The organism is Saccharothrix syringae (assembly GCF_009498035.1).
GTDB classification, from domain to species: domain Bacteria; phylum Actinomycetota; class Actinomycetes; order Mycobacteriales; family Pseudonocardiaceae; genus Actinosynnema; species Actinosynnema syringae.
Genome location: NZ_CP034550.1, coordinates 9,500,932 through 9,518,826, shown reverse-complemented (window position 1 = coordinate 9,518,826; position 17,895 = coordinate 9,500,932). Strand labels below are relative to the sequence as shown.

Sequence of the window (17,895 nt, the reverse complement as noted above, 5' to 3'; positions counted from 1 at the left end):
CGACGCCCTTGCCAGCCTGCGTAGACCCGATCGGGTGGCAGGAAGTGGGAGGAACCTGTGCGATTGATCATCCGCGCGTTAGGTGGCGTTGCCGCCCTCGCGCTCGCTGTGGGAACGGCGCCCCACGCGTCGGCGGAAACGCCGACCGCGGGGCGCGTCGACTGGGCGCCGTGCGCCGAACAGCCCGAGGTGGAGTGCGGCGCGCTCGACCTGCCGGTCGACTGGGCGCGCCCGCGCGGGGAGCGCTTCGACCTCGCCGTGGCCCGCCGCGCGGCCACCGACCCGGCCAAGCGCCTCGGCGTGCTGGTGATCAACCCCGGCGGACCCGGCGGTTCGGGGGTGGACTTCGCGCTGGAGGCGCACCGGTTCTTCAGCCCGGCCGTGCTGGAGCGCTTCGACGTCGTCGGCTTCGACCCGCGCGGCGTGGGCCGCAGCCACCCGGTCACCTGCTCCACCGACCTGGTGCTCAACGGCCCGTCGACCCGACCGACCGACCGGGCCGGGTTCGAGGCGCTGGCCGCGCACAACCGCGCGCTCGCCGCCGACTGCCGGGCCCGCACCGGGCCGCTCTACGACCACGCCGACACGCTCTCGGTGGTCCGGGACGTCGACGCGCTGCGCCGGGCGCTCGGCGAGCGGAAGATCAACTACTACGGCGTCTCCTACGGCACGCTCATCGGCCAGCAGTACGCCGAGGAGTTCGGCGGCAACATCCGCGCGATGGTGCTGGACTCGAACATGGACCACAGCCTGGGCACCCGGCGGTTCTACGAGACCGAGGCCGTGGGCGCGGAGGACTCCTTCACCGAGTTCGTCGAGTGGTGCGACCGCACCCCCTCGTGCGCCCTGCACGGCCAGGACGTGGCCGCGGTGTGGGACGACCTGCTCGCCCGCGCCGACCGGGGCGAGCTGACCGTCCCCGGCGACCCGGGCCGGAAGCTGACCGCGGACGACCTGATCGGCGGCGCGTTCAGCGCGTTCTACGGCCCGGACTGGGCGCCCCTCGCCGAGCAGCTGGCGGCACTGCTCGCGGGCGGCCCGTCGACCGCCGCGACCGCCGCGGCCGCGGCGGAGACCACCGAGTACCCGTTCGGCGCGGTGTTCTGCCAGGACTGGGCGATCCGGGTGCGGGACCACCGCGAGCTCGCCGCCCTGATCGACCGGGGCAACCGGCTCGCGCCGCACCTGCGCGGCTCACCCCTCGCCCACCAGGCGACGGCGGGCTGCGTCGGCCTGCCGGGGCGGGTGAACAACCCCCAGCACCGGCTGCGGATCGAGGACGCGCCCGAGATCCTGATGACCAACGCCCTGCACGACCCGGCCACCACGTACGAGTGGGCCGTCAACGCGCACCGGCAGAGCCGCGACACCACCGTGCTCCTCACCTACGAGGGCTGGGGCCACGGCGTCTACGGCCGCAGCGGGTGCACGACCGGTGCGATGGACGAGTACCTGATCAGCCTCAGGGCACCGCGCGACGGCGCCCGCTGCCCGGGTGTCGAACCGCCCGCCGGGCCGGTCGCCCCGCTCGACGCGCGGCCGTCCCCGGCGGGCCCGGTGCCCGGCCTGCCCGGCTGGCTCGGGTAGCGCCACGGGTCGCGAGCCGCCCCCACCGCCCCTCGGCGGGGGCGGCTCGCGCCGTCGCGGCCGGACCCGTGCGCCGACCGGCCCGCGGGTCTGGCAGGCTCGACCGGCACGGCCGCCGCCCGCCCGTGACCCACCGTCGCCACGTGCCCCTTCCGGACGCCGGTACCACCCGGGAGCGAGGGGTCCTCACACGGTCCGTCACCGGCGGCCCGGTGCCCGGACGGGCCGATCGCGGGTCGACGTGCGCCCTTCAAGCGCGCGAAACGTGCCCGTAACACCAGGCCCCTGACAGTTCACCGGCGCGAAACCTCGGGCGCGGCCGCGTGAAACAGGACATACCGATGCTCCCTGCAACCGACGTGCAGTGGAGGTCGACAGTGGATACAGGGGACACCGCCTGGGTGCTCACCAGTGCCGCACTGGTGCTGTTGATGACGCCGGGCCTTGCCTTCTTCTACGGGGGCATGGTCCGGTCCAAGAGTGTGCTCAACATGATGATGATGAGCCTGGGTGCCATCGGCGTGGTCGGGGTGCTCTGGGTCCTCGTCGGCTACTCGATGGCGTTCGGCCAGGACGTCGGCGCGGGCCTGCTCGGCAAGCCCTTCGAGTTCTTCGGCCTCGACGGCCTGCTCAGCCCCGAATCGCTGTCCGGCACCCTGCCGAGCACGGTCTTCGTCGCTTTCCAGGCGATGTTCGCGATCATCACCGTGGCGCTGATCTCGGGCGCCATCGCCGACCGCGCCCGCTTCGGCCCCTGGCTGCTGTTCGCGGGCCTGTGGGCGATCATCGTCTACTTCCCGGTCGCGCACTGGGTGTTCGACTTCGACGGCAAGGACGCCGACGGCAACGTCGTCGACCCGGGCGGCTGGATCGCCAACAAGCTGGCCGCCATCGACTTCGCCGGCGGCACCGCGGTGCACATCAACGCCGGCGCGGCGGGCCTGGCGCTGGCGCTGGTCCTCGGCAAGCGCGTCGGTTGGCCGAAGGACCGGATGAAGCCGCACAGCCTCCCGCTGGTCGTCCTCGGCGCCGGCCTGCTGTGGTTCGGCTGGTTCGGCTTCAACGCGGGCTCCGCGGTCGCCGCCAACGCCACCGCGGGCGTCACCTTCGTCAACACCCTGGTCGCCACCGCCTCCGCGATGCTGGCCTGGCTGCTCGTCGAGCGGGTCCGCGACGGCAACGCCACCACCCTCGGCGCCGCCTCCGGCATCGTCGCGGGCCTGGTCGCCATCACCCCGGCCTGCTCGTCGGTCACCCCCATCGGCGCCATCGCGGTCGGCGCGATCACCGGCGCGCTGTGCGCCCTGGCGGTCAGCCTCAAGTACCGCTTCGGGTTCGACGACTCGCTCGACGTGGTCGGTGTGCACCTGGTGGGCGGCCTGTCCGGCACCCTGCTGATCGGCTTCTTCGCCAGCGAAGCCGCGCCGGCGGGCGTGAACGGCCTCTTCTACGGTGGCGGCGTCGACCAGCTGTGGCGGCAGGCCGTGGGCGCGCTGTCCGTGCTGGTGTACTCCTTCGTGCTCAGCCTCGTGCTCGGCTACCTGGTCAAGGCCGTCGTCGGCTTCCGCGCCGACGAGGAGGCCGAGGTCGGCGGCATCGACGAGGCCGAGCACGCCGAGACCGCGTACGAGTTCGGCAGCGGCATCGGCACCCGCGGTGCCGGCAAGACCGGCGTCACCGCCGGCGCCACCGCTGTCCTTGAGGGGAGCAACAAGTCATGAAGCTGGTCACGGCGATCATCAAGCCCTTCACCCTCGACGACGTGAAGGCGTCCCTGGAGCAGCTGGGGGTGCTGGGCATGACCGTCAGCGAGGTCCAGGGCTACGGCAGGCAGAAGGGCCACACCGAGGTCTACCGCGGCGCCGAGTACGCCGTGGACTTCGTGCCCAAGCTGCGCATCGAGGTGCTGGTCGACGACGCGGCCGTGGACAAGGTCCTGGACGCCGTGGTCGAGGCCGCCCGCACCGGCAAGATCGGTGACGGGAAGGTCTGGGTGACCGCGGTCGACACCGTCATCCGGGTCCGCACCGGGGAACGCGGCTCGGACGCCCTATAGGGATTCCCCGGATTGGGAGTGGGAGACGGCCGCATGGACAACTCCGAGACGGCCGTCGTCACGGCTGACGACCTGGTGCGGGCACGTGATCGGCTGCTCGCGCCAGGTCGGCGCCGTTTGACGGGGGAGTCGTTGCGCGAGGCGCTGGTCGACCTGCACGAGTTCTGGCTCACCGCGCACGCCTCGCAGGCGGGCGTCGGCGGGCCGGGCGGCGGGGTCGCGCTGGTCGCCGTGGGGGGCCTGGGCAGGCGCGAGCTGGTGCCCTACTCGGACCTGGACCTCGTCCTGGTGCACAACGGGCACAAGGGCGTGGACGCGATCGCCGAGAAGCTCTGGTACCCGCTGTGGAACTCCGGCATCGGCCTGGACCACTCGGTGCGCACGGTCGGCGAGGCGCTGCGCGTCGCGGCCGGCGACCTGCGCACCGCGCTGGGGCTGCTCGACATCCGGCACCTGGCCGGTGACCAGGAGATCAGCCAGCGCCTGGTGGAGAGCGCGCGCCAGGCGTGGCGCTCGGGCGTGCGCACCAGGCTGGACGAGATGGCCGAGTCCGCCTCCCGGCGGTGGGCGCGCAGCGGGGAGATCGCGCACCGCGTCGAGCCGGACCTCAAGCACGGCCGCGGCGGGCTGCGCGACCTGACGCTGCTGGACGCGCTGAGCGCGGCGCAGCTGACCGACCGCCCGTCGGCCGAGGTCGAGGAGGCGCGCAAGCTGCTGCTGGACGTGCGCACGGAGCTGCGCCGGGTGGCCGGGCGGCCGCGCGACGTGCTGCGCGCGCAGGACGGCGACGAGGTGGCCTCGGCGCTGGGCCTGCAGGACCGCTTCGCGCTGGCGCGCGCCATGTCCTCGGCCGCGCGCACGGTCGTGTACGCGGTGGACGTGGCCATGCGCACGGCGCGCGCCGCGGTGCCCAAGCGCGGGCTGGGGGTGTTCGCGCGGTCCCCGCTGCGGCGCGCGCCCGCCCGCCGCCCGCTGGACGAGGGCGTGGTGCTGCACGGCGCCGAGGTGGCGCTGGCGCGGGACGCCATGCCCAGCCGCGACCCGGCGCTGCTGCTCAGGGTCGCCACGGCCGCCGCGCGCAGCAAGCACCCGATCGCCGCGGGCACGCTGGCCAGGCTCGCCGACTCGGCGCCCGAGCTGCGGCAGCCGTGGCCCCGGGAGGCCCGCGACGAGCTGCTGGCCCTGCTGGGCAGCGGCGCCGGCCTGATCGACGTGGTCGAGGCCCTGGACCGCACCGGGCTGTGGGGCAGGCTGTTCCCGGAGTGGGGCGCGGTGCGCGACCTGCCGCCGCGCGACGCCGCCCACACCTGGACCGTCGACCGCCACCTGGTGCAGACCACCGCGCACGCGGCCCGGCTGGTCACCCGGGTCTCGCGCCCCGACCTGCTCCTGCTGGGCGCCCTGGTGCACGACATCGGCAAGGGCCGCCAGGCCGACCACTCCGAGGTCGGCGCGGCGCTGACCACGCAGATCGCCGAGCGCATCGGCATGTGGCCGCAGGACGTGGCCACGCTCAGCGCGCTGGTGCGCCACCACCTGCTCCTGCCGCACACGGCGACCCGCCGCGACGTGGAGGACGAGGCGACCGTGCGCCGGGTGGTGGACACGCTCGGCGGCGACCCGGTGCTGCTGGAGCTGCTGCACGCGCTGGCCGAGGCCGACGCCCTGGCCACCGGGCCGGGCGCGTGGACCGACTGGAAGGCGTCGCTGATCAACGACCTGGTGGGCCGCTGCCGCACGGCCATGGCGGGCGACCCGCTGCCCGAGCCCGAACCCCTCGACCCGCGGCAGCGGGACCTGGCCCTGGCCGTGGCGGGCAGCGGCAGGCCGGACGTGCTGCTCGACGCGGGCGAGAACACCGCGGTCGTGACGGTGGTCGCGCCGGACCGGCCGGGCCTGCTGTCCCGGGCCGCCGGGGTGCTGGCGCTGAACTCGCTGGAGGTGCACGCCGCGAGCGCGCGTTCGCACCAGGGCGCCGCCGTGGACGTGTTCACCGTCTCGCCCCGGTTCGGCTCGCTGCCGGACGTGACCCTGCTGCGCGAGCAGCTGACCAGGGCCGTGGACGGCTCGCTGCCGCTGGCGGACAAGCTCACCGCCAAGGAGCGCGACTACGGCGGCCCGCCGCAGGACCCGCCGCCGCCGCGGGTGCTGTGGTTCGACGACGAGTCGACCGGCGCGGTGGTGCTCGAACTGCGCGCGGCCGACCGGATCGGGTTGCTGCACCGGGTGGCCGACGCGCTGGAGCGGTCCGGTGTGGACGTGGTGTGGGCGCGGGTGTCCACATTGGGCTCCACGGTCGTGGACTCCTTCGCCCTCACCGCGGCCGGCGGCCTGGACGCGGCGGGGCGGCGGGAGGTCGAGCGCGCGGTGCTGCTCGCCGCCAGGTGAGCGGTTGCCGCGGGGCCGGTTGCGTAGGTCTACGCACAACCCCCGCGGGTGCTCACGCTGCCGGGCACCCCACCGGCACGGCAGGCTTGGGGCCGTGCCGGTGGAGGGGGTCCGCGCGGGGGGCGCGGACGACGGGTCGCCGGCACCGGAGTGGTCCGGGCGCGGTCCGTCGAGGGGTTGGACCGCCCCCGGACCACCGCGCCGGTCGCGGTGCGTGACCGGGGCGGGACAGCGGGTCGCGGCCGGAACTCGGCGGCGTCCGAAACGTCTTTTTAGTATGGAAGCGATGACCGCCGTCGCCGTGGGGCCGCGCTCACTCGTCGTGCTGGCGGGTCTCCCGGGAGCGGGCAAGACGACCCTGCTCGCCACCGCCGACACCGGGGGCGAGCCCGCGGTCGTGCTGGACTCCGACCAGGTGCGGGGCCGCCTCGGCGAGGTGTTCCCCGACGCGGTGCCCTACCGCCTGTACCGGCCGCTGGTGCACCTGGTGCACCGCACCCGCATCCTCTGGTACGCGGTCACCGCCACGCGCAGCCTGCTGCTGGTGCACGAGCCGTCGACCCGGTCGACCACCCGCGCCTACCTGGTGGTGGTCGCGCTGCTGACCGACCGGCCCCGGCACTTCGCCTGGCTCGACGCCAGCCCCGAGGAGGCCCTGGAGGGCCAGGTCCGGCGGGGCAGGCTGGTGCGCTCGCGGTCGTTCACCCGGCACGTGCGCCGCGCCGCGCGGCTGCGCGCCCGCTTCGCCGCCGGCCGCCCGCCGCGCGGCTGGCAGGGCCTGACCGTGCTCACCCGCCGCGACCGCCTGCGGCTTTCGGTGGCCGCGACCTGAGCGACCGCCCCGGCGCCACAGAGACTTTCCCCGTGACCGGTACCCTGGCGGGTGACCAGTGGCGGAATCGACGTGCGAGGTCTGGCGGCACCGTGTTCAACACCCTCTCCGACCGGCTCACCTCGGTCCTGCAGAACCTGCGGGGCAAGGGGCGGCTCTCCGACGCCGACATCGACGCCACCGCGCGCGAGATCCGGGTCGCGCTGCTGGAGGCCGACGTCGCGCTGCCCGTGGTGCGCGCGTTCATCGCCAAGGTCAAGGAGCGCGCCAAGGGCGCCGAGGTCTCCCAGGCGCTGAACCCGGCGCAGCAGGTCGTCAAGATCGTCAACGAGGAGCTCGTCGCGATCCTCGGCGGCGAGACCCGCAGGTTGAACCTGGCCAAGAACCCGCCGACGGTCGTCATGCTCGCCGGCCTCCAGGGCGCGGGCAAGACGACCCTGGCCGGCAAGCTCGCCCGCTGGCTGCGGGCCCAGGGCCACACCCCGCTGCTGGTGGCGTGCGACCTCCAGCGCCCCAACGCGGTGACCCAGCTCCAGGTGGTCGGCGAGCGCGCGGGCGTGCCCGTGTTCGCGCCCGAGCCCGGCAACGGCGTCGGCGACCCGGTCGCGGTGGCCCGGCTCGGCGTCGCGGAGGCCAGGCGGGCCCAGCACGACGTGGTCGTGGTCGACACCGCGGGCCGGCTGGGCGTCGACGAGGAGATGATGCGCCAGGCCGTGGACATCCGCGCCGCCGTGCAGCCCGACGAGGTGCTGTTCGTGGTCGACGCGATGATCGGCCAGGACGCGGTCAACACCGCCACCGCCTTCCGCGACGGCGTCGGCTTCACCGGCGTGGTGCTCACCAAGCTCGACGGCGACGCCCGCGGCGGTGCCGCGCTGAGCGTCCGCGAGGTCACCGGCCAGCCGATCCTGTTCGCCTCCAACGGCGAGAAGCTGGAGGACTTCGACGTCTTCCACCCGGACCGGATGGCGAGCCGCATCCTCGGCATGGGTGACATGCTCACCCTCATCGAGCAGGCCGAGCAGGCGTTCGACGCCGAGCAGGCCGAGGCCGCCGCGGTCAAGCTGGGCTCCGGCCAGCTGACCCTGGAGGACTTCCTGGAGCAGATGCTGGCGCTGCGCAGGATGGGCCCCATCGCCAACCTGCTGGGCATGCTCCCGGGCGCGAACCAGATGAAGGACCAGCTCGCCAACCTCGACGAGAAGCACCTCGACCGGGTCCAGGCGATCATCCGCGGCATGACCCCGGCCGAGCGCGAGGACCCCAAGATCATCAACGCGTCCCGCCGGCTGCGCATCGCCAACGGCTCGGGCGTGCGGGTCAGCGACGTCAACGACCTGGTCAACCGCTTCTTCGAGGCGCGCAAGATGATGAGCCAGATGGCGGGCCGGTTCGGCCTGCCGGGTGGCGGCGGCGGCAAGAACAGCCGCAAGAAGGGGAAGAAGGGCAAGAAGGTCAAGGGCCGCGGCCCGACGCCGCCGAAGGTGCGCGGCGGGTTCCCCGGCATGGTGCCGGGCATGCTGCCGCCCGGCATGGTGCCCCCCGGCGCCGGCGGCGCGCCCCAGCTCCCGCCCGGCCTCGGCGGGCTCGATCAGCTCCCGCCCGGCTTCGACCCGTCGAAGCTGAAGTTCGACAAGTGACCGGCCTGCACCTGCGGGGCGTGGTGCTGCCCGAGGGCGGCGAACTGCGCGACCTCTGGGTGGTCAACGGGCGCGTGCGCACCCGGCCGGTGCCCGGCGCGACCACGGTGTCCGACGGCGGGTACCTGGTGCCCGGCCTGGTCGACGCGCACTGCCACGTCGGCCTGGGCCCGCGGGGCGCGGTCGACCTGCCCGAGGCGGTGGACCAGGCGCTGGCCGACCGCCGCGCGGGCGCGCTGCTGCTGCGCGACTGCGGGTCGCCCCTGGACACCCGGCCGCTCCAGGAGCGCCTGGACCTGCCGCGCATCATCCGCGCGGGCCGCCACCTGGCCCGGCCCCGGCGCTACATCCGGTACCTGGGCGTGGAGTTGGAGGACCCGGCCGACCTGCCTTCGGCGGTGGCCGAGCAGGTCGCGAACGGCGACGGCTGGGTCAAGCTGGTCGGCGACTGGATCGACCGCGACACCGGCGATTTGGCGCCGCTGTGGTCGCCGGACGTGCTCACCGAGGCGATCAAGGTCGCCCACGAGGCCAACGCCCGGGTCACCGCGCACGTCTTCGGCGAGGACGCCCTGCCGGCGCTGCTCGACGCGGGCATCGACTGCGTCGAGCACGGGACGGGCCTGACCGACGACACCATCGAGCTGATGGCGCGCAACCGGACCGCCCTGGTGCCCACCCTGATCAACATCGAGAACTTCCCGTCCATCGCGGCGGGCGCGGACCGGTACCCGGCCTACCAGGCCCACATGCGGGACCTGCACGCGCGCAACCGGGAGACCGTGGCCAGGGCGGTGGAGGCGGGCGTGCCGGTGTTCGCGGGCACCGACGCGGGCGGCGGCATCGCGCACGGCCGGATCGTCGACGAGGTGCTGGCGCTGCACGAGGTGGGCATGAGCACCACCCAGGCCCTGGGCGCGGCCTCCTGGGCGGCCCGCGAGTGGCTGGGCTTCCCGTCGCTCACCGAGGGCGCGGCGGCCGACGTCGTGGTGTACGAGGCGGACCCGCGCGAGGACCTGGCCGCGTTGCGGCACCCCAAACTGGTGATGCTGCGGGGCCGCATCCACGACTGACGGCCCGCCGGCGCCGCGACCGGCGCGTCCCCGCGGGTGGTCGACCGTCCGGTGAAACCGCACTTCCGGAGGAATTCTTCCCGCTCCCGGCGACTCCCCGAACCCGCCGGTGCCGCCGTCAGGGTGATCTTGAGCGGCCCGGTGCGGCAGCCCCCGCCCGGAGCGCACTACTTTCGGACGAGTGGAGGAACAGGACACCGGCAGGGCGCACTGGGCGTTCCTCGCGTTCTTCGCCGGCCTGGCCGGGTACTACCTGGCCACCCTGGCCTTCACCGCCGCGACCGCCGACCGCTTCGCCGAGGTGGACGTCTCCGACCCGCCGGTGCTCGGCCCGCTGCTGATGCTGGTGTTCCTGCCCAACGTCCTGCTGGGCCTCGGCCCGGCCGTGGTGTCCTGGCGCCGGGGTGCCGGGCCGAACCGCGACTTCGGCCTGTGGCCCACCGCCCGCGACCTCAGGGTGGGCGTGGCCGCGGGCGGCGCCGCCCTGCTGGCCGCGTGGTTGCTGGGTACGATCCTGCTGCACCTGAACCCCGACCCGACCACGGCGGCGGAGCGGATCGAGGCGCTCTCCGGCGGGCGCACGATCTGGCTGGCCGCCGCCGCCCTGTTCGTCTTCCTCGGCGCCCCGCTGACCGAGGAGCTGCTGGTGAGGGGTGCCCTGTGGCACGCCCTGGAGCAGTACCGGATCCCGCGGGGTGTCGTCCTCGCCCTCACCGCGCTGGTCTTCGCCTTCCTCCACGACGAGAGTTGGCGCATGATCGGCCTCTTCGCCCAGGGCCTCGCCATCGGCGCGGCCAGGATGATCACCGGGCGGGCAGCCTCCAGCATCGTCGCCCACGCGACGAACAACCTGCTGCCCGCCGTGTACCTCTACGCAGGCTGACTAGGGTGGATGGCTGTGGAACCAGCGGAGCAACCGCCGACGGGCCTGATCGCGAGCGTCCGCGCGGTCGGGCGTGAGCCGGAGCAGGTGAACACGGGCCAGCGCTGGGGCTTCGGCGCGTTCCTGCTGGTGGAGGCCGTGTTCGTGCTCAGCGCCGTGTTCATCACGGCGCTGGCCAGCACCTCCGGCACGGACATCGGCTCCTCGGTGGCGTTCGTCCTGGTCGGCTCGGTGACGCCGACGGTCCTCGCCGCGGCGGTCGCCGTGGTCGTCACCTACGTGCGCGGCAACGGCCCGTGGCGCGACCTGCGCCTGAAGTGGGACTGGGCCGACGTGAAGGTGGGCCTGAAGCTGGGCGCGCTCGGCCTGTGCCTGACCTACGTGACCCTCCTGGTGTGGTCGCGGGTGGTCGGGGACAGCAACGCCACCTCGGCGATCAGCGAGCTGGTCGACGGCACGGCGCTGCCGCTGTCCGCCGCCGTCGTGATGTTCTGCTACGTGTGCTTCCTGGGCCCGGTCTGCGAGGAGATCATCTACCGCGGCCTGCTGTGGGGCGCCATCGAGCGGCAGCGCTGGAGCCGCTGGGCCGCGTTCGTGCTCACCACGCTGATCTTCGCCGCGAGCCACCTGGAACCGCTGCGCACCTCGGTGCTGATCGTGATCGCCCTGCCGATCGGCATCGCCCGGCTGATCACCCGCAGGCTCACCGCCAGCGTGGTCGCGCACGTGGTCAACAACTTCCTGCCCGGCCTGACCCTCCTGCTCGTCTCCCTCGGGGTGATGCCCGCGTGATCGACCTCAACAGCGACCTCGGCGAGGGGTTCGGCGTCTGGCGACTGGGCGACGATGACGCCCTGCTCGACGTCGTGACCAGTGCGAACGTGGCCTGCGGCTTCCACGCGGGCGACCCGTCGACGATGCGGGCGGTGTGCCGGGCGGCCGCCGCGCGGGGCGTGGCCGTCGGCGCCCAGGTCTCCTACCGCGACCTGGCCGGCTTCGGCCGCCGCTTCATCGACGCCGACCCGGCCGAGCTGGCCGACGAGGTGCTGTACCAGGTCGGCGCGCTGGAGGCTTGCGCCCGCGCGGCGGGCACCCGGGTGTCCTACGTCAAGCCGCACGGCGCGCTCTACAACGCCACCGTCCACCACGAGGAGCAGGCGCGGGCGGTGGTCGAGGGGGTGCGGGCGTTCGGCGACCTGCCGGTGCTGGGCCTGCCCGGCTCCCGGCTGCTGCACCACGCCGAGCGGGCCGGCCTGCGCGCGGTCCGCGAGGCGTTCGCAGACCGCGCATACACCCCGGAGGGCACCCTGGTGCCCCGGCGGGCCCCCAACGCCGTCCTGACCGACGTGGAGGCCGTCGTGGCCCAGGTCCTGAGGCTGGTCGGGCGGGGCGAGCTGGTGGCCGTCGACGGCTCGGTGGTGGCGGCCGAGGTCGACTCCGTCTGCGTCCACGGCGACACCCCGGGGGCCGTCGGGCACGCCCGCCGGATCCGCGCGGAACTGGAGTCGGGCGGCGTTCGAGTGGCCCGGTTCGCCGGCTAGCGGGGTCGTCTGGCAGAATTGATGGTCGTTCGCCGAGGTCGGTCCCTCTCACCGTGCCATGGCGCCCCAGACACCTGGGCTTTCACCACCCGTGCCCCACTCGGGTGAGGACTGCCCGCCCTGAGCACACTGAGCACGAGGAGCACCCACACCCGTGGCCGTCAAGATCAAGCTTCAGCGGCTTGGCAAGATCCGTCAGCCGTACTACCGCATCGTCGTCGCCGACGCGCGCACCCGCCGCAGCGGCAAGGCCATCGAGACGATCGGCAAGTACCACCCGAAGGACGAGCCGTCGCTGATCGAGGTCGACACCGACCGGGCGCAGTACTGGCTGGGTGTCGGCGCGCAGCCGACCGAGCCCGTCCAGCGCCTGCTGGAGATCACCGGCGACTGGCAGAAGTTCAAGGGCCTGCCGGGCGCCGAGGGCACCCTGAAGGTCAAGGAGCCGAAGCCGAGCAAGGCCGACCTGTTCGCCGCCGCGCTGGCCGCCGCCGGCGAGGAGCCGACGACCGAGGCCACCACGCCGAAGAAGAAGTCCGCCAAGCGCGACGACGCCAAGAAGGCCGACGCCGAGCCCGCCGCCGAAGCCGCCAAGGACGAGGCGTGAGCTTGTTGGCTGACGCCCTGGAACACCTCGTCCGGGGCATCGTCGACCACCCGGACGACGTCCGGGTGAACCTGGTCACGACCCGACGCGGTCGCACGCTGGAGGTGCACGTCCACCCGGACGACCTCGGCAAGGTGATCGGCCGGTCCGGCCGCACCGCGACCGCGCTGCGCACCGTGATGGCCGGCATCGGTGGTCGTGGCGTGCGCGTCGACGTGGTCGACACCGACCGCTGAGCGCGCGCGTGGACGTCGTCGTCGGCCGAGTGGCCAAGGCGCACGGGATCAGCGGCGAGCTCGCCGTCGACGTGCGCACGGATTCGCCCGAGACCCGGTTCGCGCCGGGCTCGGTGCTGGTCGCGAAACTGCGCGACGGCACGTCCCGCAACCTCACCGTCGCAGCCGCCCGGAACCACTCCGGGCGGCTGCTGGTGCGTTTCGACGAGGTGCTCACCCGGGACGTGGCCGAGGTGCTGCGCGGCACCCTGCTGTTCGGCAGCACGGACGACCTGCCGCCCACCGGCGACCCGGACGAGTTCTACGACCACCAGCTGGAAGGGCTGGTCGCGGAGCTGACCGACGGCACGCGCGTCGGCACCGTCCGGGAGATCGTGCACGGTCCGGGCGGTGAACTGCTGGTCATCGAGCGCGAGGCCGGCGGCGAGGCCCTGGTCCCGTTCGTCCGGGAGATCGTCCCCGCGGTCGACGTGCCCGGCGGCCGCGTGGTGCTCGACCCGCCCGAGGGCCTGCTCGATGCGGATTGACGTCGTCACCATCTTCCCGGAGTACCTGGCGCCCCTGCGGGCCGCGCTCCTGGGCAAGGCCGTCGACCGCGGCCTGATCTCCGTCGGCGTCCACGACCTGCGCGACTGGACGCACGACGTGCACAAGGCCGTGGACGACAGCCCGTACGGCGGCGGTCCCGGCATGGTGATGAAGCCGCAGGTGTGGGGCGACGCCCTGGACACCGTCTGCACCGACCGCACCCGGCTCGTCGTGCCCACGCCCGCCGGGCGGCCGTTCACCCAGGCGGTGGCCCGCGAGCTGGCCGACGAGGAGCACCTGGTGTTCGCCTGCGGGCGGTACGAGGGCATCGACCAGCGGGTCGTCGACGACGCGTCCCGGCGGATGCGCGTGGACGAGCTCTCCATCGGCGACTACGTGCTGGTCGGCGGCGAGGTGGCCGTCCTGGTGGTGGTCGAGGCGGTGGCCCGGCTGCTGCCCGGCGTGCTGGGCAACCCGCGCTCCGCGGCCGAGGACTCGTTCTCCGACGGCCTGCTGGAGGGGCCCAGCTACACCCGGCCGGAGGTCTGGCGCGAGCTGCCCGTGCCGGACGTGCTGCGCTCGGGCAACCACCGGCTGATCGACCGGTGGCGCCGCGACCAGGCGCTGCGCCGCACCTGGGAGCGCCGGCCGGAGCTGGTCGACGCCCTGCCCGAGGACGCCCTGGACAAGCACGACCGCGCGCTGCTCGACGAGCTGCGCACGGGGGCGATTTCGCCCTGACCGGCCGCGTCTGGCACACTGGACAGGTTGCTGCACCCGGTTCAACTCATCCGGCGTGCGCCAGGCCCGCCCCCGCGCGTGTGTAAGTCGAGTTCGACCGCGCCCTGGGGGAGTACGCAATACACGTGAGGACGAGGACGGACCACCGATGAACACCCTGGACGCTCTTGACGCCCAGTCGCTGCGCTCCGACATCCCGAGCTTCCGGCCGGGCGACACGCTGAAGGTCCACGTCCGGGTCATCGAGGGCTCCCGCGAGCGGGTCCAGGTGTTCCAGGGCGTCGTGATCCGCCGCCAGGGCGGCGGCATCCGCGAGACCTTCACCGTCCGCAAGGTCTCCTTCGGCGTCGGCGTCGAGCGCACCTTCCCCGTGCACTCCCCGAACATCGCCGAGATCGAGATCGCCACCCGCGGCGACGTCCGCCGGGCGAAGCTGTACTACCTGCGCGACCTGCGCGGCAAGGCGGCCAAGATCCGCGAGAAGCGCGAGGCCAAGCCGGCCTCCTGACGGCCGGTTCACGCGGAACCAGTAGCCTGCCCCACGTGGCAGAACCCGGGCACCGCTCCGCCGACGAAGACGGTCAGGACCCCGCAGTCGAGTCCTCTTCGGACCCGACTGCGGGCAAGGGCAAGAAGAAACCGCCGCTCTGGCGCGAGCTGCTGGTGCTCATCGGCACCGCGCTCGTGCTCACCATCCTGATCCAGACCTTCCTGGCGCGGGTGTACGTGATCCCGTCGCCGTCGATGGAGCAGACGCTGCACGGGTGCACCGGCCCCTGCTTCGGCGACCGGGTCCTGGTCGACAAGCTGACCTACGACTTCGCCGACATCGAGCCCGGTGACGTCGTGGTGTTCCGCGGCCCCGACTCGTGGGGCCAGAACGAGTTCTTCAGCGAGGAGCCCGGCAACCCCGTGGTCGCCGGGCTGCGCTCGATCGCCTCCCTGGTCGGCCTCGCGCCGCCCAACGAGCGCGACTTCGTCAAGCGGGTCATCGCCGTCGGCGGCCAGACCGTGGAGTGCTGCGACGACCAGCACCGGGTCAAGGTCGACGGCAAGCCGCTGGACGAGCCGTACATCTACTGGCAGCCCGGCACCTCGCCGGAGGACCACAAGCCGTTCTCGCCGGTCAAGGTGCCCGAGGGCCACCTCTGGGTGATGGGCGACAACCGCACGAACTCCAGCGACTCCCGCGTGCAGGGCGGCGGTGGCGTGGCGGGCACCGTGCCCGAGGACAACGTGATCGGCAAGGCACGGGCGATCGTGCTGCCGCCGTCGCGCTGGCAGGGCATCGGCGACCACAACCCCCAGGTCGTCGCGCTGGGCGCGCCCGCGTGGCAGACCGGCCTCCCGGCGGGCGCGGGCCTGGCCGCGGCGTGGCCGGTCGTGTGGTTCACCCGGAAGGTGCGCAGGCGGTTGACCAGCTCCTCACAGCCCTGATCGGTACGCTGGGCAGGTGGTAGACGTCGCACCGGCCAGGGGTCCCGCCGACGGGGAGGACCCCGGGCACGAGGAGAAGGTCGAGCGCTGGCGCGCCCGCGCCCGCCAGAAGGACAAGAAGAAGGGCTCCTTCTGGAAGGAGCTGCCCATCCTCGTCGGTGTGGCGGTCCTGCTGGCGGTGCTCATCCAGGCGTTCCTGGCGAAGATCTACATGATTCCGTCGGAGTCCATGGAGCAGACGCTCCACGGCTGCTCCGACGGCTGCTTCGGCGACCGCGTGCTGGTCGACAAGCTGACCTACGACTTCACCGACGTCGAGCCGGGTGACGTGGTCGTCTTCCACGGGCCGGACGCCTGGGTGAACAAGGACTTCGACACCCCGGAGGACACCAACCCGGTCACCAGGGCGCTGCGCGGCGCCGCGTCGCTGCTCGGGTTCCCCTCGGCCAACGAGGAGGACTTCGTCAAGCGGGTCATCGCCGTCGGCGGGCAGACCGTGAAGTGCTGCGACGACCGGAACCGGGTGCTCGTGGACGGCAAGCCGCTCGACGAGCCGTACGTGTACTGGGCGCCGGGCCGCAGCACCGCGCAGGAGTCGTTCACCGAGGTCAAGGTGCCCGAGGGGTACATCTGGGTGATGGGCGACAACCGGAACAACTCCTACGACTCCCGGTACCAGGGCGGTGGCGGCGAGGCCGGTGCGGTGCCGCTGGACAACGTGGTCGGCAAGGCGCGGGCGATCGTGCTGCCGCCGTCGCGCTGGCAGGGCGTCGGCGACCACAACCCGCAGGTCGTGGCCCTGGGCGCGCCGCCGTGGCAGGACGCGCTGCCCGCCGGTGCCGGCCTGGCCGCGGCGTGGCCGGTGCTGCTGGTCGGCAGGCGGGTGAGGGCCCGGTTCCGGCGTCCGCGCCTGAGATAGGGTCGGGGACGTGATCTGCAAGCCGCCTCGCGCCCAGGTCCGGCAGACGGCGGGCACCTGGGCGTTCCAGGCCGCGCTGGACCGCCGCGGCCTCGGGCCCGTGGCCGGCGTGGACGAGGCGGGTCGCGGTGCCTGCGCCGGGCCGCTGGTGGTGGCCTCGTGCGTGCTCAGGGCGGGTGACGCGGCGCGGTTTCCCGGGCTCACCGACTCCAAGCTGCTCACCGCGGCCGCGCGCGACCGGATGTACGACCTGCTGCTGGCTCGTGCGCAGGATTACGCGGTGATCGTCATCCCGGCGGCCGAGGTCGACCTGATCGGCGTGCACGTGGCGAACATCGAGGGCATGCGCCGCGCCGTCGCCCGACTGGGTGCACATCCGGGGTACGTGCTGACCGACGGCTTCCCGGTGCCCGGGCTGACCGCGCCCAACGTGCCGGTGGTCAAGGGCGACCGGGTGGCCGCGTGCGTGGCGGCGGCGTCGGTGCTGGCCAAGGTCACGCGCGACCGGATCATGGCCGGGGTGCACGAGGAGCTGCCCGCCTACGGCTTCGACGTGCACAAGGGGTACTCCACCGCCGAGCACGCCGCGGCGCTCGCCGAGCACGGGCCGAGTGCGCAACACCGCTGGTCGTATGCGAATGTGGCGGCGGCGGCGCGCTGGCACGGGCTGGAGCCACCGCACCCGGTGGCGCGGGGCGCCGCGACCGCCGGCGTGGTCCAGAATGGAGCACCCCCGCAGACCGGCGGTGGCAGGCTCGCGACGAGGAGGGGCGCGGATTAGATGAGCACCCGCGCGGAGGCGTAATGAGTGCAGAGGATCTCGAGAAGTACGAGACCGAGATGGAGTTGTCGCTGTACAAGGAGTACCGCGACATCGTCAGCCAGTTCTCGTTCGTCGTGGAGACCGAGCGGCGGTTCTACCTGGCCAACTCGGTGGACGTGCAGGTCCGCAACGCGGACGGCGAGGTCTACTTCGAGGTGCGGATGTCCGACGCGTGGGTGTGGGACATGTACCGCCCCGCCCGGTTCGTGAAGAACGTCCGGGTGATCACCTTCAAGGACGTCAACGTCGAGGAGCTGGACAAGCCGGAACTCCGGCTGCCCGAGGACGGCCCGTTCAACTCCTGACGGGCGAGCCGGGACCCCGGCTGCCGGGGAGCGGCTCGTCCGACTCCTGATGGCCGAGCCGGGACCCTGGCCGCCGGACAACGGCTCGTCCGGCTTCCAGCCGGAACTCCGTCCGCCAGGGGACGGCTCGGTCAACTCCTGACATCCGCCACGTCGCCGGGGCCCACCTTTCGGTGGGCCCTTCGCGGCGTTCGGGCCTGTTGCGGTGTTCTGACCCGTCGCGGTGTTCTGACCTGTTGCGGTGTTCTGACCCGTTGTGGCCTTCGGGCCCGTTGCGGCGTTCGCGCCCATTACCACGC

Annotated in this window: 19 protein-coding genes; all 19 read left to right on the top strand. The window is 73.4% G+C overall.

Annotation, left to right across the window (positions count from 1 at the left end; all coding sequences use genetic code 11):
• Positions 1–108 precede the first annotated feature (108 nt).
• The 19 genes from EKG83_RS39970 to EKG83_RS39880 all read left to right on the top strand — a co-directional run bounded on the left by EKG83_RS39970 (position 109) and on the right by EKG83_RS39880 (position 17,596).
• Positions 109–1,587, top strand: coding sequence for an alpha/beta fold hydrolase (locus EKG83_RS39970; protein WP_228122390.1), 1,479 nt, complete (start codon positions 109–111; stop codon positions 1,585–1,587).
• A 377-nt stretch (positions 1,588–1,964) separates the two neighbouring features.
• Positions 1,965–3,308, top strand: a complete 1,344-nt coding sequence (locus EKG83_RS39965) for an ammonium transporter (RefSeq protein ID WP_033431468.1) — start codon at positions 1,965–1,967, stop codon at positions 3,306–3,308.
• The gene (locus tag EKG83_RS39960) at positions 3,305–3,643 is read left to right on the top strand and encodes a P-II family nitrogen regulator (RefSeq protein WP_033431467.1); all 339 of its coding nucleotides are present in this window, start codon (positions 3,305–3,307) and stop codon (positions 3,641–3,643) included. Before EKG83_RS39965 ends, EKG83_RS39960 begins: the two co-directional genes overlap by 4 nt.
• 33 nt (positions 3,644–3,676) lie before the next feature.
• Complete coding sequence (locus tag EKG83_RS39955; protein WP_051765943.1) at positions 3,677–6,031, top strand: [protein-PII] uridylyltransferase; 2,355 nt, start codon at positions 3,677–3,679, stop codon at positions 6,029–6,031.
• Positions 6,032–6,317: 286 nt separating this feature from the next.
• Positions 6,318–6,863, top strand: coding sequence for an AAA family ATPase (locus EKG83_RS39950; RefSeq protein WP_228122389.1), 546 nt, complete (start codon positions 6,318–6,320; stop codon positions 6,861–6,863).
• Positions 6,864–6,955: 92 nt separating this feature from the next.
• Positions 6,956–8,503 carry a signal recognition particle protein gene (gene ffh, locus EKG83_RS39945; protein ID WP_033431465.1) on the top strand — a complete coding sequence of 516 codons (1,548 nt, stop codon included), beginning with the start codon at positions 6,956–6,958 and terminating at the stop codon, positions 8,501–8,503.
• On the top strand, positions 8,500–9,576 hold the full coding sequence (locus EKG83_RS39940) for an amidohydrolase family protein (RefSeq protein ID WP_194282968.1): 1,077 nt from the start codon (positions 8,500–8,502) through the stop codon (positions 9,574–9,576). Before ffh ends, EKG83_RS39940 begins: the two co-directional genes overlap by 4 nt.
• Positions 9,577–9,757: 181 nt before the next feature.
• Complete coding sequence (locus EKG83_RS39935; RefSeq protein WP_033431464.1) at positions 9,758–10,459, top strand: CPBP family intramembrane glutamic endopeptidase; 702 nt, start codon at positions 9,758–9,760, stop codon at positions 10,457–10,459.
• 9 nt (positions 10,460–10,468) lie between these two features.
• A complete protein-coding gene (locus tag EKG83_RS39930; RefSeq protein WP_033431463.1) occupies positions 10,469–11,251 on the top strand; it encodes a CPBP family intramembrane glutamic endopeptidase in 783 nt (260 codons plus the stop codon).
• Complete coding sequence (locus EKG83_RS39925; RefSeq protein WP_033431462.1) at positions 11,248–12,000, top strand: LamB/YcsF family protein; 753 nt, start codon at positions 11,248–11,250, stop codon at positions 11,998–12,000. The genes EKG83_RS39930 and EKG83_RS39925 overlap by 4 nt, the downstream gene beginning before the upstream one ends.
• A gap of 154 nt (positions 12,001–12,154) precedes the next feature.
• A complete protein-coding gene (gene rpsP, locus EKG83_RS39920) occupies positions 12,155–12,607 on the top strand; it encodes a 30S ribosomal protein S16 (protein WP_153278731.1) in 453 nt (150 codons plus the stop codon).
• The gene (locus EKG83_RS39915; RefSeq protein WP_015104447.1) at positions 12,604–12,843 is read left to right on the top strand and encodes an RNA-binding protein; all 240 of its coding nucleotides are present in this window, start codon (positions 12,604–12,606) and stop codon (positions 12,841–12,843) included. The genes rpsP and EKG83_RS39915 overlap by 4 nt, the downstream gene beginning before the upstream one ends.
• Before the next feature lie 8 nt (positions 12,844–12,851).
• Complete coding sequence (gene rimM / locus EKG83_RS39910; RefSeq protein ID WP_033431460.1) at positions 12,852–13,370, top strand: ribosome maturation factor RimM; 519 nt, start codon at positions 12,852–12,854, stop codon at positions 13,368–13,370.
• Entirely contained in the window at positions 13,360–14,112 is a 753-nt protein-coding gene (gene trmD / locus EKG83_RS39905) for a tRNA (guanosine(37)-N1)-methyltransferase TrmD (protein WP_033431459.1), read from the top strand. The genes rimM and trmD overlap by 11 nt, the downstream gene beginning before the upstream one ends.
• Before the next feature lie 148 nt (positions 14,113–14,260).
• On the top strand, positions 14,261–14,620 hold the full coding sequence (gene rplS / locus EKG83_RS39900; protein WP_033431458.1) for a 50S ribosomal protein L19: 360 nt from the start codon (positions 14,261–14,263) through the stop codon (positions 14,618–14,620).
• 35 nt (positions 14,621–14,655) lie between these two features.
• Positions 14,656–15,549 carry a signal peptidase I gene (gene lepB, locus EKG83_RS39895; RefSeq protein ID WP_033431457.1) on the top strand — a complete coding sequence of 298 codons (894 nt, stop codon included), beginning with the start codon at positions 14,656–14,658 and terminating at the stop codon, positions 15,547–15,549.
• Between the two features lie 16 nt (positions 15,550–15,565).
• Positions 15,566–16,468 carry a signal peptidase I gene (gene lepB / locus EKG83_RS39890; protein WP_033431456.1) on the top strand — a complete coding sequence of 301 codons (903 nt, stop codon included), beginning with the start codon at positions 15,566–15,568 and terminating at the stop codon, positions 16,466–16,468.
• Between the two features lie 10 nt (positions 16,469–16,478).
• Positions 16,479–17,249, top strand: coding sequence for a ribonuclease HII (locus EKG83_RS39885; RefSeq protein WP_033431455.1), 771 nt, complete (start codon positions 16,479–16,481; stop codon positions 17,247–17,249).
• A gap of 23 nt (positions 17,250–17,272) precedes the next feature.
• Positions 17,273–17,596, top strand: a complete 324-nt coding sequence (locus EKG83_RS39880; RefSeq protein ID WP_033431454.1) for a DUF2469 domain-containing protein — start codon at positions 17,273–17,275, stop codon at positions 17,594–17,596.
• The last annotated feature ends 299 nt before the right edge of the window (positions 17,597–17,895 follow it).